Source organism: Streptomyces chartreusis, assembly GCF_008704715.1.
GTDB lineage: Bacteria > Actinomycetota > Actinomycetes > Streptomycetales > Streptomycetaceae > Streptomyces > Streptomyces chartreusis.
Window position 1 is genome coordinate 8637304 of record NZ_CP023689.1, and the last position, 16132, is coordinate 8653435.

General features: G+C 72.9%; 14 protein-coding genes and 1 pseudogene. 5 read left to right on the forward strand and 10 right to left on the reverse strand.

Going from position 1 to position 16132, the window contains the following annotated elements; translation table 11 throughout:
• Nucleotides 1-126 precede the first annotated feature (126 nt).
• From CP983_RS38250 to CP983_RS38260, 3 genes are all read right to left on the reverse strand, one after another.
• A complete protein-coding gene (locus CP983_RS38250; protein ID WP_150504772.1) occupies nucleotides 127-1581 on the reverse strand; it encodes a S8 family serine peptidase in 1455 nt (484 codons plus the stop codon).
• Between the two features lie 176 nt (nucleotides 1582-1757).
• Nucleotides 1758-2453, reverse strand: a complete 696-nt coding sequence (locus CP983_RS38255; RefSeq protein WP_150504774.1) for an HAD family hydrolase — start codon at nucleotides 2451-2453, stop codon at nucleotides 1758-1760.
• Between the two features lie 19 nt (nucleotides 2454-2472).
• Entirely contained in the window at nucleotides 2473-2952 is a 480-nt protein-coding gene (locus tag CP983_RS38260) for an Lrp/AsnC family transcriptional regulator (RefSeq protein WP_107911769.1), read from the reverse strand.
• A gap of 195 nt (nucleotides 2953-3147) precedes the next feature.
• Here CP983_RS38260 and CP983_RS38265 point away from each other — a divergent pair, with 195 nt between their 5' ends.
• Complete coding sequence (locus tag CP983_RS38265) at nucleotides 3148-4644, forward strand: FUSC family protein (RefSeq protein ID WP_150504776.1); 1497 nt, start codon at nucleotides 3148-3150, stop codon at nucleotides 4642-4644.
• 208 nt (nucleotides 4645-4852) lie between these two features.
• Nucleotides 4853-5902 (forward strand): lactonase family protein, encoded by a 1050-nt coding sequence (locus tag CP983_RS38270; RefSeq protein WP_150504778.1) that lies wholly within the window; start codon nucleotides 4853-4855, stop codon nucleotides 5900-5902.
• A 67-nt stretch (nucleotides 5903-5969) separates the two neighbouring features.
• Here CP983_RS38270 and CP983_RS38275 read toward each other — a convergent pair whose 3' ends face one another.
• The 4 genes from CP983_RS38275 to CP983_RS38290 all read right to left on the reverse strand — a co-directional run bounded on the left by CP983_RS38275 (nucleotide 5970) and on the right by CP983_RS38290 (nucleotide 9824).
• Entirely contained in the window at nucleotides 5970-6893 is a 924-nt protein-coding gene (locus CP983_RS38275) for a sirohydrochlorin chelatase (protein WP_093745061.1), read from the reverse strand.
• Nucleotides 6894-7013: 120 nt separating this feature from the next.
• On the reverse strand, nucleotides 7014-7991 hold the full coding sequence (locus CP983_RS38280; protein ID WP_150504780.1) for an N-acetylglucosamine kinase: 978 nt from the start codon (nucleotides 7989-7991) through the stop codon (nucleotides 7014-7016).
• A complete protein-coding gene (locus CP983_RS38285) occupies nucleotides 7988-8665 on the reverse strand; it encodes a uracil-DNA glycosylase (RefSeq protein WP_125527555.1) in 678 nt (225 codons plus the stop codon). Before CP983_RS38285 ends, CP983_RS38280 begins: the two co-directional genes overlap by 4 nt.
• Before the next feature lie 73 nt (nucleotides 8666-8738).
• A complete protein-coding gene (locus CP983_RS38290) occupies nucleotides 8739-9824 on the reverse strand; it encodes a WD40/YVTN/BNR-like repeat-containing protein (protein WP_150504782.1) in 1086 nt (361 codons plus the stop codon).
• A 274-nt stretch (nucleotides 9825-10098) separates the two neighbouring features.
• On the opposite strand from CP983_RS38290, the gene CP983_RS38295 reads away from it, so the two are divergent.
• Nucleotides 10099-10686 (forward strand): Rv1733c family protein, encoded by a 588-nt coding sequence (locus tag CP983_RS38295; RefSeq protein WP_150504784.1) that lies wholly within the window; start codon nucleotides 10099-10101, stop codon nucleotides 10684-10686.
• 28 nt (nucleotides 10687-10714) lie between these two features.
• Here the strand turns inward: CP983_RS38295 and CP983_RS38300 are convergent, their stop codons facing one another.
• Nucleotides 10715-12388 (reverse strand): acyl-CoA dehydrogenase family protein, encoded by a 1674-nt coding sequence (locus CP983_RS38300; protein ID WP_150504786.1) that lies wholly within the window; start codon nucleotides 12386-12388, stop codon nucleotides 10715-10717.
• 75 nt (nucleotides 12389-12463) lie between these two features.
• Here CP983_RS38300 and CP983_RS38305 point away from each other — a divergent pair, with 75 nt between their 5' ends.
• Nucleotides 12464-13219 carry a PaaX family transcriptional regulator C-terminal domain-containing protein gene (locus tag CP983_RS38305; protein WP_150504787.1) on the forward strand — a complete coding sequence of 252 codons (756 nt, stop codon included), beginning with the start codon at nucleotides 12464-12466 and terminating at the stop codon, nucleotides 13217-13219.
• Between the two features lie 117 nt (nucleotides 13220-13336).
• Here the strand turns inward: CP983_RS38305 and CP983_RS38310 are convergent, their stop codons facing one another.
• Entirely contained in the window at nucleotides 13337-14119 is a 783-nt protein-coding gene (locus CP983_RS38310) for a pectate lyase (RefSeq protein ID WP_150504789.1), read from the reverse strand.
• Nucleotides 14120-14172: 53 nt separating this feature from the next.
• Nucleotides 14173-14304: pseudogene (locus CP983_RS38315) on the reverse strand (pectate lyase family protein); the annotation flags it as partial.
• Nucleotides 14305-14710: 406 nt separating this feature from the next.
• Here CP983_RS38315 and CP983_RS38320 point away from each other — a divergent pair.
• Entirely contained in the window at nucleotides 14711-16024 is a 1314-nt protein-coding gene (locus CP983_RS38320; RefSeq protein WP_150504791.1) for an extracellular catalytic domain type 1 short-chain-length polyhydroxyalkanoate depolymerase, read from the forward strand.
• Nucleotides 16025-16132 lie beyond the last annotated feature (108 nt).

Genomic DNA, 16132 nt, shown 5'->3' on the forward strand with positions numbered 1-16132 from the left:
CCAGACGTTATGCGTGGGGTGAGGAGGCGTCAACGGTGCCGACGTGATTGGCACTCGGGCACCGGACCGGTGCGATGAACTCGGCCACCGCACCGGCGAGATGAAGGGGGCGGAGGTCCGGACCGCCTAGTGATCGTGGGTCAGGACGAAGTCCAGCGCCGCGCTCACGTTCACCAGGCCCGCTCCGGTGGCCTCGTCCGGGCCCCGGCGGGCCGGGATGTCGAAGGCGTTCTTGCCGGTGGTGACATCGGTGGCGGTCATGGCCAGCGCTTCGGCGACCTGATCCGGCCGCAGCCCGGGCCGCGCCTCGAGGAGCAGTGCCGCAGCTCCCGCGATCTGCGGTGCCGCCGCAGACGAGCCGGAGAACAGCGCCCAGCCGTCGTCGACCGCCGTCCCGTCGCCCTCCGCGCTCTCGTCGACGTCGATCGAGCAGCCCGGCGGGATCGGCAGCATCAGGTACTGGGCCAGCGGCGCCAGCCCGACGAGCCCGGAGACCGTGGGGACGACGACACCGGCGAACCAGGGGCTGGCGTAGCCGCTGGTGTAGTCCGACGCGCGCAGCCTGCCCTGCGGATCGGAGAACACCCCGCCGGCCGACAGCACCCCGGGCACCTGCGGCTCGATCGAGAAGTGACCGTTGCCCGCGGCGAACACGACGACGATGCCCTGTTCCACCGCGTCCAGGATCTCCAGCGCCCACACCCGGTCGGTCTGCGCCAGCGGTCCGTCCTCCGGGAAACCGACCTGCCCGCCCCAGGAGTTGGTCAGGACCTGTGGCTGCTCCGCCTTCGCCCGCATGAAGCCCGCCGTGGCGGCGGTGAGCCTGCCGTTGGGGCCGCTCGCCCGGTACGGGAGCAGACGGGCGCCCGGCGCCACGGCGAAGATGTTCGCCGACTCGCCCGTGCCGTGCCCCACCGGGTCCTCGTCGGGACGGGTCCCCGGGGCGACCGACACGGTCGGGGTGACGTCGTAGCCGTGCGTCGTGAAGTAGGCGTGCGGCGCCTGCCCCGTGTCCACCATGGCGACCCGTACGCCACGTCCCACGTGCCCCCGTTCGTGCGCGGGCGTCGCGTTGAGGAGCCGGGACACGTCGTCGGGCAGCGTGAGATGGAAGCTCGCGACCAGGGGAGGCCGTGCCGTGGCCGGGAGCAGGCGCATCGGCACGCGCGGCTCCTCCAGCGCCACGGCCTCGATGCTCGGTTCACCGGGTGCGGTCCCGATGCCGAGGGCGCTCGGCTGGCGGTCGCCGACGATGTCGAGATGCGTCACGGCACGCCGCCGGCCCATCTCGACCCGCTGCTCGACCTCGTAGCTCACGATCCGGCCGGTGGTCAGCTGCTCGAACGCCGCCGGTGTCCCGGCCACGGCGAAGCCCAGCATGCTCTCGGCCGTCACGGTCAGACCGGCCTGCCGGGCGTGCTCCTCGGCCTGTTGCCTGACGTCCGGCTCGGCGTGGAACGGCAGTGCGGACGTGGGGCTGGCCGCCTCGGTCATCGGTACCCCGCCCTGCGACCGCGCCGACACATAGCCGTACACGGTGTCCGGGACGTTCTGCTCGTAACTGGGGGTTCTCGTGGTCATGGGTCCCTCCGGAAGGTGGGCGCCCGGACACACATGTCACGGCAGCTGGTCACGCGCGCCGAGCGCGCCTGCCTCTCAATCGTCCCATCGGTGGCCAAATGTGGCAAAAGGTGCTACAGGACAGCCCAGTTGGAGGGAGTCCCCCGGGCTCCGTCGCCCGGCGGACGACGCGGCGGTCAGGCGGAGTTCGCCGCCCGCACGAGCCAGTCGTACGCCGCCCGTGCCGTGAACTCCGCCTGTCCGCCCCGCACCAGCAGCCCGGCGGTCGCGAACTCCGGTGCGTCCGCCTGCGCGGCCACATACGGGACCGCGATGCACCGCATGCCGGCCGCGTGCGCCGCGGCGGCACCCGGGGCCGCGTCCTCCACGACCACACAGTCGGCGGGATCGGCACCCAGCCGGGCGGCCGCCTCCAGGAAGACGTCGGGGGCGGGCTTGCCGTGGGCGACCTCGTCGGCCGAGACGACCGTGCGCAACTGCCCGTCCAGGCCCGTGCCGGCCAGGATCGACGTGATGGCCTCGAACGACGAACCCGAGGCCACGGCCATCGGGACCGCCTCGGTCGCGAGCAGCTCCACGAACTTGCGCATCTCCGGGTACGCGCGCGTGGCGGTGCGTGCGAGCTCCAGATAGCGGCGGTTCTTCGCGGCGAGGAGCTCCTCGACGGAGGCGCGCAGGCCGTACTCCCGCTTCCAGAGCGTGACCGTCTCCAGGGTGCTGATCCCGACGTAGCGCTCGTGGTCGGCCCACGTGAAGTCGGGCACCCCGTGCTCGGCCAGGACCTGACGGCCCGCCTCGAAGTAGTTGGGCTCGCTGTCCACGAGGGTTCCGTCGAGATCGAAGACGACCGACATGCCGCTGAGTCCGCTCATGGGCCCAGCATGCCAAAGGTCATTTCCGCGCCGCCGACCGCCCGATCGACTCCACCAGCGGCAGCAGCCGCTGGGGGACGCGCTCACGCAGGGCCACCTCGGAGCGGGTGCGGACCACGCCGGGCAGGCTGATCAGCTTCTGGATCACGTCCTCCAGGTGGGCGTTGTCGCGGGCCACCACCCGGGTCAGCAGATCCCCGCCGCCCGTGATCGAGAACGCCTCGACGATCTCCGGCACGGCGGCGAGCGCGTCGCCGACGTCGTCGAGATGGCCCTGCGTGACCTCGATGTGCACGAACGCCAGCACCGGATGGCCGAGCGCGGCCGGCGAGAGCGTCGGCCCCGTGCCGGTGATCACGCCGTCCCGCTCCAGCCGGTCGAGCCGGGCCTGGAGCGTGCCGCGGGCGACGCCGAGGATGCGGGCGTACTCACGCACGCTGGTGCGCGGCTGCTCCAGCAGCAGACGCAAAATGCGGGTGTCGAGCTCGTCCACGGTCATGATGTCCCGGCCCTCCAGGCATGTGGTCCGTTGGCCCGCTGATGGACGTGCCGGGACCGATATTTCTGTACCAATGGCACAGCATAGGGGACGTCACTTGAGCCAGTCTCCGCATGGATGCTGCAATGGACCGGTCGATGGCGCTGCGGATCCCCGCGGCGCCTTTTTCATGCAGGTGCGAAGGGGCGGTACTCAGTGCTGAAGAGGGTGTTCGCGGCGCCGGACCCGGGGCGTGCGCGGCTGCGCTTCGCCGTGCGGGCCGTCCTCGGCATCGGGCTCGCGGTCGTCGTCTGCGGCCTGGCCGGACATTCCCTCGTCGGCGCCGTCACCGGCGGCCTCGCCGCGCTCCTCGCCCTGTTCACCGTCACCGACGCCACGGTCCGCGGGCAGGCGGTCACCACCGCGCTGCTGCCGCTCGTCGGCCTGCCCGTCCTCGCGGCGGCGGCCGAGCTGCACGACCACCCCGTCGCCCGCGACCTCACCTTCCTCGCCGTCGTCGGCGCCGGCGTCTACGCCCGCCGCTGGGGGCCGCGCGGACACAGCCTCGGCGTGTTCGCGTTCATGACCTTCTTCGTCGCGCAGTTCCTGCACGCCACCCCCGGGCAACTGCCCGAGCTCTACGCCGCCGTCCTGCTGTCCCTGCTCACCGCGGCCGCGGTGCGGTTTGGGCTGTGGTGCTACGAGCGCCGTATGCCCCCGGCGCCCGTACCCGCACCGCCGGGCGGCGGCGGACTGGCCCGCGTCACCACGCGCCAGGCGATCCAGGCCACCGCGGGCGCGGGCTTCGCCCTGGTCGTGGGACAGCTGGTGTCCGGGCAGCGCTGGTACTGGGCGGTCGGCGCCACCTGGTGGATCTTCGTCAACACCACCTCGCGCGGCGAGACCCTGGTCCGCGGTTTCCGCCGGGTCCTCGGCACGGTGATCGGCATCGGCCTCGGCCTGCTCGTCGCCGTCCCGCTGCACGGGGCGCCGGTCCCCACGGCCGCGCTGCTCGCCGTCTGCGTCTTCGGCATCTTCTACACGGCAGCCGTCTCCTACACCTGGATGATGCTCAGCGTCACCCTGCTCGCCGAGCTCCTCTACGGCCTCCTCGGGGTCCTGGAGCCCGGCCTGCTGGCGCTGCGGCTCGCCGAGACCGGCGTCGGTGCGATCGGTGCCGTACTGGCCGTGCTGTTCGTGCTGCCCGTCACCACGCACGCCATCACCGACGCCTGGGTCCAGCGCGCCCTGCGCTGCGTCCACGCGGCCACCGCCGAGGCCGCGGCGCGCCTCGCCGGTGACGAGAGCGCCGACCCGGCGTCCCGGCTCGCCGAACTGGAACAGCTGCTGGGCCGCGTACGGCTCTCGCTGGCCCCGCTCGTGCACCCGCTGAACCCGATGCCGGCCCGCAAGCGGCGCGCCCGGCGGGTGCTGGCCCTGCTCGACGACTGCGCCCGGGAGATCCGCGGCCTGGCCGCCGTCGCCGCCGACCCCGTGGCCTCGCACGACGCCCGGCTGGCCGCCGCGTGCTGGCGGGTCGAGGCCGCGGTGGAGGCGCTGACCGGCGGTACGGACCTCGGGGTTCCGGCGGACCGGCCGGCGGCCGCGGAGCCTGCGCTGGCGCATCTGCACGGTCTGGAGCGGGCCCTGGTCGAACTTGCGCAGCCCTTGCGGGCGCCGTCGGGTTCTCCGCTGGTCGCTCCGCGGGTTTAGCCGGATTCGGTGGGCGTGCGTGCGTCTGGGGGTGTGTCGTGGGCGGTAGGGCGGTCGCGTGTCCGCGGGTGCGTCGTGGCTGGTCGCGCAGTTCCCCGCGCCCCTTGGGGGCGCTGACCTGACCGGCGCTGCCCCGAGCTTGGTCTAGACCGATGGTGATCCGCTGCTACCGTCGGGCCGGACGGCACTCGACCGGAAGGGGACTGCGGTGGCAGACGTCGGCAGGCGGGGCAGGCGGGCCTACATCGGGTCCTTCACGGCGGCCGGAGGCCATGGCATCACCACGGCTTCCGTGGCCGCGGACAACGGCGCGCTGACCGTCCAGAGCGGGGTGCGTGACGTGCCCGACCCCGCGTACCTGGCCCTGTCGCCCGCCGGCGACACGCTCTACGCGGCCAGCGAGACGGCCGACGGCACGGTGGTCGCGTACCGGGTGACCGGCGCCAAGCCCGAGCTCCTCGGCTCGCCGGTCCCGGTGGCCGGCAGCGGCCCCACGCACCTCAGCCTCTTCGACGGTCACGTCCTGACCGCCAACTACGGCTCCGGCAGCGTCACCGCCGTGCCCGTCCGCGCCGACGGCACCCTCGCGGACACCCCGCCCATCGTGCTGCGGCACACCGGCTCCGGCCCCCACACGCCGCGCCAGCAGGCACCGCACGCCCACCAGGTGCAGCCCGACCCGAGCGGCCGCTGGGCCGTCAGCGTCGACCTCGGCACCGACTCGGTGCGGGTGTGCACCCTCACCGACGGCACGCTCGAAGTGCACCGGGAGATCGCCCTGCGCCCCGGTTCCGGCCCGCGCCACCTGGCCTTCCACCCGCACGGCCGGTACGCCTACGTCGTCAACGAACTCACCCCGACCGTCACCGTCTGCCACTGGGACGCCGACGACGGCACTCTGAAGCCGCTCACGGAGGTGCCGGTGCTGCCCGGCGCCCCGACCGGCGACGCCTACCCGTCGGGGATCGTCGCCTCGCCCGACGGCCGCTTCGTGTGGACCGCCACCCGCGGCGAGGACGTGCTGTCCACGTTCGCCGTCGAGGACGAGGACCTGCGGCTGGTCGGCACGGTGCCCTGCGCCGGGCACTGGCCGCGCGCGCTGACCGAGGCCGACGGTTTCCTGTACGTCGCGAACGAGCGCTCCGGCGACGTGTCCTGGTTCGTCCTGGACCCCGACCGGGGCCTCCCGCGCCACGAGGGCTCCATCGAGGTGCCCGCGGCATCCTGCGTGGTCCTCGGACCCGGCCCCGCAGTCTGACCGGACGCCGAAGGGCCCGTCCCCGGTGCGGGGCGGGCCCTTCGGCGTTACGGCTGTGACGTGCGCGTCAGCGCACCGACGTACCCTGCGGCTGCGGCGGGGCGATGCCCAGCGCCGTCGTGTACATCGACAGGGCCAGCTTGCCGATCGCCGGGTACGCGCCGAGCGACTCGGCGGCGGAGCAGCCCGCCTCCTGCGCGGCCTCCGCGATCAGGCTCGGGTCGATCTCCGGCCCTATCAGGTACGGCGCCAGCGCCAGCTGCTGCGAGCCCGAGGACCGCAGCTGCTCGGCGACGGCCGTGATCGAGCCCTCCTGGTCCAGGGCGGCCGCCATCACCGGCACGGCCAGGCGCGCGGCGAGCAGCATGCCGGTGATCCCGGCCGCCTGCACGGCCTCCTCGCCGCCGACGGACGCCAGGATGATGCCGTCCGCGGCCGTGGCCACGGTGAACAGGCGGGCGCGGTCGGCGCGGGCCAGCCCGGCCTCCGACAGGCGCACGTGCAGCGCCTCGGCGAGCAGCGGGTGCGGGCCGAGCACATCGGTCAGGTCGGCCGCGACACGGCTGTCCATCACGGCCTGGCGGATGACGCGCAGCAGCGCGCTGTCCGGGCCGGCGAGCAGCGGCACGACGACGGCGACGGGGCCCTCGGGCTCCTTGGCCTCCACGCCGGCGGCGAGCGCCTGCTCATAGCGGGCGGTGCGCTCCTCGGCGGCGTGCACCAGCACCGACTGGAGCGTGGGGAACTCCGCGTCATCACCGTCGACGTACCCGATGCGGGCGTCGAGGCCGGGGAGCTCGGAGCGGGCGATGCTCACGACCTCCTCGGCGAGGCCGCGGGTGGCGGCGCTAGGCGTGCCCGGCACCGCGAGAACAAGCGAGGGCGCACCCTCGGGAGCCGCCAACGGCTCGGGTCGGCGGTGCCGCCCGGGCTGACGAGGTCGCGGCATTCGTACTGGCAGGCCGGACGCGGGCCCAGTGGGGGAGCTCATGGCGACGCATGTTACTGGCTTCTTGGGCTCCCCTGTTCGGGGAGGGTGCAGGTGAGCGGTATCCGTCCGCTTTTGTCTGATTGAGTTACCTGCGGTGTGGAAGTGGGCGGCGTAGCGGGATCAGTCCCCTTTTTCGGTCACCACGCAGAGCATCGCCTCGTCACTGGGCAGAGTCAGCCGATCCGTTGCCAGGTCGGTCGCGATGCGCACCGACCCCTGTAGCGGGTCCCCGTCGGCCGGCACCCGCCGTGCCTGCGGCAGTCGCTTCGACAACTCCTCGTCCAGGGGTGCGACAAGAGGGGCGCCCATGTTCAACAGACCACCGGTGACCGTGACTTGGGGATCCCCGGTGGCGGGGCAGACCGCGGCCGCGGAGTCCGCCATGTGCCGTGCCGCGGCCCGCAGGATGCCCGCGGCGACCGGGTCGCCGTCGGCGCAGCCGGCCACTTCGGGAGCGAACGAGGCCAGGACGGCGGGACGGTCCGGACGCGGGTAGAGCTTGCCGGGCAACCCCCGCACCGGGCCGAACATTTCTTCCGCGCGGCCGAGCAGGGCCGGCGATCCGTCGGACCGTCCGTCGTGCGCGCGCATCGCCGCCTCGAGCCCGGCCCGCCCGATCCAGGCACCGCCGCCGCAGTCGCCGAGCAGATGACCCCAGCCGTCCGCACGACGCCAGCGCTTCAGGTCGGTGCCGATCGCGATGAGTCCCGTGCCCGCCGCCACGACCGCACCCGGCCGGGCCCCGAGGGCACCCACGTACGCGGTGACGGCATCGGCGACCAGGGCGACCCGCCTGATGCCGAACTCGCGCTCCAGAGCGCCCGGCAGTTCGGCACGCAGCCCGTCGCCCAGGCTGGCGAGCCCGGCGGCCCCCACGGAGACCGCGCCCGGCGCCGCGATGCCCGACTCGGCCACCGCCGCCCGCACCATGGGCACGAGCTGCTCCATGAAGTGCCCGGCGTCGATGCCCCGTTCGCCGGTGCGAACGGGCTCACGCGACTCGCGCCGGGCCAGCACCCCACGGCCGACGTCGCCGACGACGATCCGCATGCCGGATCCGCCGGAGTCGACCGCGATGAACCCGGCGCCGCCGGTCACGGCAGGCGCCAGTCCACGGGCCGGCCGCCCTGGCCGACCAGGAGGTCGTTGGCGCGGCTGAACGGACGGGAACCGAAGAAGCCGCGGTCGGCCGACATGGGGGAGGGGTGGGCGGACTCCACCGACGGCAGACTGCCCAGCAGTGGGCGGAGGTTACGGGCGTCGCGGCCCCAGAGGATGGACACCAGCGGCTTGCCGCGCGCGGCGAGTGCGCGTATGGCCTGCTCGGTGACCTCCTCCCAGCCCTTGCCACGATGGGCGGCCGGTTTGCGCGGGGCCGTGGTGAGCGCCCTGTTGAGCAGCAGCACACCCTGTTCGGTCCACGGCGTCAGATCTCCGTTGGACGGCTGCGGCAGCCCCAGGTCGGTGTTGAGCTCCCGGTAGATGTTGATGAGGCTGCCCGGCAGCGGACGTACGTCGGAGGCCACCGAGAAGGAATGCCCGACGGCATGTCCCGGGGTGGGGTACGGGTCCTGTCCGACGATCAGGACCCGTACGTCGTCGAAGGGCTGCTGGAAGGCCCGCAGGACGTTCGGCCCGGCCGGCAGATAGGTGCGTCCCGCGGCGATCTCCGCGCGCAGGAAGTCGCCCATCGCGGCGATCCGTTCGGCTACGGGTTCCAGAGCCTTCGCCCAGCCCGCTTCGACGATTTCATGCAAGGGTCGTGGTGCCACGGGCGTCACCCTACTGCCGTAAGGGCAGCGTTGATCAACCAGTGGCCAAGGCCGGGCCGTAAGCCGCCACGACTCATGCGATCACCGCGGCCCTGACGCACAGCACGTCCGGCAGATGGGAGGCCAGCTGCCGCCAGCTGTCGCCGTCGTCAGCGGAGGCGAACACCTCGCCGTTGCGGTTGCCGAAGTAGACGCCCGCCGGGTCCGCGTCGTCCGTGCACATCGCGTCGCGCAGCACCGTGCCGTAGTGGTCCTCCTGCGGCAGACCCGCCGACAGGGGCTCCCAGCTCTTGCCCGCGTCCGCCGTACGGAAGACGCGGCAGCGGCGGTCGGCGGGGACACGGTCGGCGTCGGCGTTGATCGGGAAGACGTACGCCGTCTCGCCGCGGTGCGGGTGCGCGGCCGCCGCGAAGCCGAACGTGGACGGCAGGCCCTCGCCGATGTCGGTCCAGCTGGCGCCCGCGTCGTCGCTGCGGTACACGCCCCAGTGGTTCTGGAGATACAGCCGGTCCGCGTCCGCCGAGTCCTGCGCGATCTTGTGCACGCACTGGCCGAACTCCGGGTTCGGATCCGGCAGGAACACCGCGGAGACACCGGAGTTGGACGGTGCCCAGCTCGCGCCGCCGTCGGCGGTCCTGAACACTCCGGCGGTCGACACGGCGACCGTCACGGCCTTCGGGTCGCGCCGGTCGGTGATCACCGTGTGCAGGCCCTCACCGCCGCCACCCGGCACCCACTTCGAGCGGGTGGGGTGCTCCCACAGCGGGCGGACCAGTTCGAAGGTCTCGCCGCGGTCCGCCGAGCGGTACAGCGCCGCCGGTTCCGTGCCCGCGTAGACCACGTCCGGCTCGGCGGCCGCCGGGTGCAACTGCCACACCCGCTCCAGGGAGGCGTCGGTGTCCTTGGGGAACTTCACGGCCGGCCGGGCCGGTTCGGTCCAGGTGCGCCCCAGGTCGTCGGAGTGGAACACGGACGGGCCCCAGTGCGCGCTGTCGCCGCCGGCCAGCAGCCGCGGGCGCTCGCCGCGGGTGTCGATCGCGACCGAGTACACGGCCTGGGCGTTGAAGTAGGGACTCTCGTCGAACTCCCAGGTGTCACCTCGCCTGCGCCCGATGAACAGGCCCTTGCGTGTCCCCACGGCGAGCAATACCTCGGTCATGCCGATCACCTCCGCGACGCCTTTGTCTCAGACACGGGCCAGTCTGCACCCAGGCACTGACAGTCACCTCCGGAAACGGCGACGCCGCAGGTCAGGGCGGCGATGATAGCTCCCGGCCGCACTGTGCGGGCGCGTTTCGCGAAGACGCCGGCGAGGGCCGCGTGCCCCGTGCCACCGTCGAGTCGGTAGGTGCCGTGAGCATCCGCCTGCCGGCTCCCGTATGGGAGGGAGGTCGGTAGGGCATGTTCGTGCGCTCATGAGGAGGAAGCCTTCGATGGCGTTCCGTGGTCCGCAGGTGTGGCTGTGGCGTTGGCGGCGCAACCCGCTCAGGCGCCGGGCCGACGCGGTGGAGGCCTGGGTGCTGCTCGCCGCCTGGGTGGTCACCGTCCTCGCCGGAGTGCTCGCGGGCCTGGCGACGGCCGGCACGGTGGAGCAGGGCATGGCCAGGGAACGCGTCGAGTGGCGGCCCTCGGTGGCCCTGCTCACCGAACAGGCGCCGGGCCCGGCCGACTCGCGCCCCGCCACCTCCAGCAGCGAGCAGGTGTGGGCGAAGGTCCGCTGGAGCGCGCGCGACGGCTCTGCGCACACCGGGCAGGCCCGCGTCCAGCCCGGCAGCGGCGTCGGCACACCCGTCACTGTCTGGACCGATCCGCAGGGCCGCCTGGTGACGAGACCCGCGACCCCCTCCGAGGCCCGCACCCGGGCCGCACTGGTCGGCGGCATCGCGGGCGTCTGCGCCGCGTGCGTCCCCTTCGTCGCGGGCCGGGCCGTCCGCAGCCGGCTGGAGAGCCGGCGCATCGACCAGTGGGGCTACGAATGGGCGCGGTTCGGCCCGTTGTGGGGCGGCCGGACCAGGGGGTGACGGCCGGGCACCCACCCCCGCCCGGACCTCACCCCTGGGCCGGCAGTGCCCGCTCCAGAATCCCGTCGACGTCGGCCGAGTCGGGCAGCGTTCCGAACGCGTGCCCCCAGTCGCCGCCGAGCCGGGTCGCGCAGAACGCGTCGGCGACCGCCGCGGGGGCGTGCCGGACCAGCAGGGACGCCTGGAGGGCCAGGGCCATCTGCTCGACCAGACGGCGGGCACCCGCCTCCGAACCCGAGGCCAGCATGTCCTTCAGCCGGACGACGGCCGCGTCGAGCCGGGCGTCCGCGCCGCGCGCCGAGGTGAGTTCGGCGAAGAGGGCGTCGGCGGTGCCCTGCTCCCGGCTCAACGCCCGCAGAACGTCGAGGGCGTTGACGTTCCCCGAGCCCTCCCAGATCGACAGCAGGGGAGCCTCGCGGTAGTGGCGGGGCATGCCGGAGTCCTCGACATAGCCGTTGCCGCCCAGGCACTCCAGGGCCTCCGCGGTGAACGCCGGGCCCCGCTTGGTGACCCAGTACTTGCCGACGGCCGTCGCGATCCGGCGGAACGCCGTCTCGGTCCCGTCCGCGTCGGCGCCGCGCACCGCCCGGTCGGCCGCTCCGGCCAGCCGTAGCGTGAGCGTGGTGGCCGCCTCGGACTCCAGTGCCAGGTCGGCCAGGACGTTGCGCATCAGGGGCTGGTCGACCAGCCGGGCGCCGAACGCGCTGCGGTGCAGGACATGGTGCCCCGCCTCGACGAGCGTCTTGCGCATCAGCACCGCCGACGACATCACGCAGTCCAGCCGGGTGCAGTTGACCATCTCGATGATCGTCTTCACGCCCCGCCCCTCGGGCCCGACCAGCCAGGCGACGGTGCCGTCGAACTCCGGCTCGGAGGAGGCGTTGGAGCGGTTGCCCAGCTTGTCCTTCAGACGCTGGATGCGGAAGGTGTTGCGGCTGCCGTCGGGCAGGACGCGCGGCACGAGGAAGCAGGACAGGCCCCCGGGCGCCTGGGCCAGGACGAGGAAGACGTCGCACATGGGCGCCGAGGTGAACCACTTGTGGCCGCGCAGCGTGTACACGCCGGGCTCGGCCGTCGGCCACGCCGTGGTCGTGTTCGTACGGACGTCGGAGCCGCCCTGCTTCTCGGTCATCCCCATGCCCGCGAGCAGACCCCGCTTCTCCGTTGGCACCCGCAGCCCCGGGTCGTACTCCCGGCTGGTCAGCAGCGGTTCGTAGACCTTCGCCAGCTCGGGCTGCCGGCGCAGCACGGGGACGGCCGCGTACGTCATCGACGTCGGACAGCCGTGCCCGGCCTCGGTGTGCCCCCACACCATCCCGCCGGCGGTACGGGCGACATGGGCGCCGGGCCGCTCGTCCCCCCAGGGCGCCGCCGCGAGGCCCTCGCCGACCGCGACCCGCATCAGGTGGTGCCAGCTCGGGTGGAACTCGACCTCGTCGACGCGATGCCCGTACCGGTCGTGCGTCCGCAGCTCGGGCTCGTGCCGGTTGGCCTGCTCACCCCACTCCTGGGCCTGGACGCTCCCGGCCCGCAGACCGAGCCGCCGGACGTCCTCCTCGGCCCACCCGGCGCCCTCCCGGCGCAGCCCTTCCAGCAGGGCCGTGTCCTGCGCCGCGTCGTACGGCGCCAAAGGCGGGGGCTGGTTGGTGACGTCGTGCGTGGCGTACTGCCCGGACTGCTCCTGCGCGAGTATCGAGACCATACCGCCAGTGTTGCACCATCTCTGCGGTTGCAGCAATCCTGTAATACGTCGAGCCGGCACGTAAGGTACCTGGCCATGCCGAACAACGCCTCCCCGCAGGCCGACGAGGTGGAACTGCGTCCGCTGTCCGCCCGCTCGGTCGTCCTCAGCCTGCTGCTTGGTCTGCATCCGCCGGAGCTGCCGGTGAAGGACCTGGTGAGCTCAGTGGAGCCGTTCGGGATCGCGGGATCGACCCTGCGGGCGGCGCTCAGCCGGATGACGGCGGCCGGTGACCTGCGCCGCGCGGACACCGTCTACGGCCTCAGCGACCGGCTGCTGGAACGCCAGCGGCGCCAGGACGACGCCGTCCACCCGGGGACCCGGACCTGGGGCGGCGACTGGGAGATGGTCGTGGTCACCGCCACGGGGCGGGGCGCCGCCGAACGCGCCGAACTGCGCACCGAGCTGACCCGCCTGCGGCTCGCCGAACTCCGCGAGGGCGTCTGGCTGCGGCCTGCCAACCTGCGCCGCGCCCTGCCGGCCGGCCTCGACCAGGTGACCCAGCACTACACGGCCCGCCCCGAGCGCCCGCCGCACGAACTGGCCGCGAGCCTGTGGCCGCTGGACGCCTGGGCCGGCACGGGACACGCCCTGCTCGCCCATGTCGCCCGCGCGCGGCGGCCGTCGGACCGCTTCACCGCCTTCGCGGCCGTCGTACGCCATCTGCTCGCCGACCCGGTGCTGCCCGGCGAACTCCTCCCGCCCGACTGGCCCGGCGCGGGACTGCGGGAGGCGTACGCCGACTACCGGCGGGAGCTGGCACGGGACGTACGCGCGCGTGAGGGCCGCTGACCGGTCGACGCGGCACGCGCGTGCCCTTCCGCAACGACACGGCGGCCGTCCGGAGCGCCGAGCGGGAGCGCTTCGGACGGCCGCTTTCACTGTGGGGGGACTACCTCCTGACGCGGGCTACCGGTAGGTGATGTCCGAGCTGGAGTACAGGCAGTTCGTGCTGTCGGGGCCCGTACCGACGGCCGTGTTGTTGTTGTACTTCTGGCACGGGACGACCTTGCGGCCGGAGTCGTTGAGGATCGTGATGCCGCGCAGCGTCGCCACGTCGCCCCGGTTCACGTTGATGCCGACGAGGCGGGCCGTGGACCCCGTGCCGGTCACCTCGATGTTGCTGAGGTTGACCTTCCGCGTGTACTGCGTGGAGCAGTCGCCGCACGAGCGGTACAGCGTCTTGAACTCGCTGACCGCGAAGTTGGAGACGTTCAGGGTGCCGGGCCCGTTGTGCTGGAAGACCTTGTCGGCGGCCTTCTTGGCGCCGCCGCCGGTCACGGTGTAGGTGGAGCCGCCGCGGAAGGTGGCGGCGTCCTCGCCGACGTCCTCCCACCACACGTTCTGGAGGGTGCAGTTGCCCTCGCAGTGGATGCCGTCGGCGCCGGGCGCGCCGATGATGACGTTCTTCAGCGTCGCGCCGGCCGCGAGCTCGAAGATCGGGTCCTGGCCCTCCTCCTGTCCGTCGCCGGCCAGGTCGCCGCTGCCGTAGTAGCGGACCATGCCGCCGTCCCGGACGCCGGACACCTTGATGGTCGAGCTCACCGGCTGGCTGCCGGAGGCCGACGGCCAGGTCGCGGCGCTCGCCGGCGGAGCTCCTACTGTCGTGATCATGACAGACGAGAGGCCGAGTGCGGCCAGGCCGCCGGTCAGCGCGCGCCGCCGGGCGCGCGTCTTTGCTGGTGAAGTCATGTCCCGATGCCTTCTTCCGGTTGGGGGGTGGTCAGTTCTTCCTTCGGGGGAGGTCAGAGCTTTCCTGCGCCCGCGCCGCCCGTCACCGCGGCGGCGACGGTGGACGCGGACTCCGCGGTGCAGCCGTAGGGCGGCGAGGTGAAGGCGCCGACCCGGGGGATCTCGGTCGCGGCTCCGCCGAGATCTGCCGTCACCAGTGCGGTTCTATGCGGGCGTGCACGTGGGGGGATGGTTCGCATGCGGATGCGTCCCTTCGGGGAGTATCGACACGATCAAGTACGTGAACGATGTGCATCAGATAGAACGTCGTGCGCGGGCAGGGTGGCCATGTGGGGGTGTTGCAGAGCGGCTCGGTCACACTGTTGAACGGAACGTATGGGGTAAGCGCTTTCTGGTCAACGCTTCGCGCGGAGGAATTCAGCCAGTTCCAGCGCGGACGGGAGCGGCGGTAAGGGCTCTCTGATCGATGCCGTGGGAGCGCTTCCATGATGAGCGTGTTCATGCCACGATGCCCTGGCGGGCCTGCCCGATGGCTCGCATGCTTTTCACGTGAGAGGACGTCCACGAGCCGCGATCAGAAGGGACAGGGACGTGCCCACCCCCTACCGCACGACCGTGAGACGACAGCTCCTGGCGCTGTTCGCCGCCCTCCTGCCGCTGCTCGCGGCACTGCTCGTCGCAGCCCCGGCGGCCGGCGCCCGCACCGAGGCGGCCGACGCCGTCCCGGCCGCCACGCTCGCCGAGGTCACCGACTTCGGCACCAACCCCAGCAACCTGCGGATGTACGTGTACGTGCCGGAGAACGTGGCCGCGAAGCCCGCGATCCTGGTGGCCGTGCACTGGTGCACCGGCTCCGGCCCGGACATGTACAACGGCACCGAGTACGACACCCTCGCCGACCAGTACGGCTTCGTCGTGCTGTACCCGTCCGTCACCCGCAGCAGCAAGTGCTTCGACGTCTCCTCGCCGCAGGCGCTCAGGCGCGACGGCGGCAGCGACCCGGTCGGCATCAGGTCCATGGTCGACTGGGCCACGCGCACCTACGACGCCGACACCGGCCGTGTCTTCGTCACCGGCATCTCCTCCGGCGCCATGATGACCAACGTCCTGCTCGGCGACTACCCCGACGTGTTCGCCGCCGGCGCCGCCTTCGCGGGCGTTCCCTTCGGCTGCTTCGCCACCACCGACGGCTCCGAGTGGAACAGCGCGTGCGCCCAGGGCACGGTCACCCGCACCGCGCAGCAGTGGGGCGACACCGCCCGCGCCGCGTACCCCGGCTACACCGGTCCCCGGCCCCGTATGCAGCTGTGGCACGGCACCGAGGACGACGTCCTGCGCTACCCCAACTTCGGGGAGATGATCAAGCAGTGGACCGACGTCCAGGGCGTCGGCCAGACCCCCGCCGCCACGGACTCGCCCCAGTCCGGCTGGACCCGCACCCGCTACGGCGGCACCGGTGACCGTGCCCCCGTCGAGGCGATCAGCCTCCAGGGCGTCGGCCACAACCTCTACGGCTACGGCATGGCCGCCCGGGTCCTCACCTTCTTCGGCCTCGACAGCGGCGGCCCCACCCCGCAGCCCCAGCCCGGCGCCTGCAAGGTCGGCGTCACGACCAACGCCTGGAACACCGGCCTCACCGCCTCCGTGACCCTGACCAACACGAGCTTCACGTCCGTCAACGGCTGGCGGCTCGGCTTCACCCTGCCCACCGGCCAGACGATCACCAACGGCTGGGGAGCCACCTACGCCCCGTCCTCCGGCGCGGTGACGGCGACGAACGCCTCGTACAACGCGGCCCTCGCGCCCGGTGCGAGCGTCAGCATCGGCTACCAGGCGAACCACACCGGCAACAGCGCGGCGCCGGGCGCCTTCACGCTCGATGGAACGGCCTGTACGGCCGGGTGATCCGCGCGGTCGGCGGGGGCGAGCTTCCGCCCACCGCCGTTCGGACGGGTGACATTCCGTTTTCCGGGAACCCGGCGGCACGCAGGCGATGTAGATCGAGGACTCCGC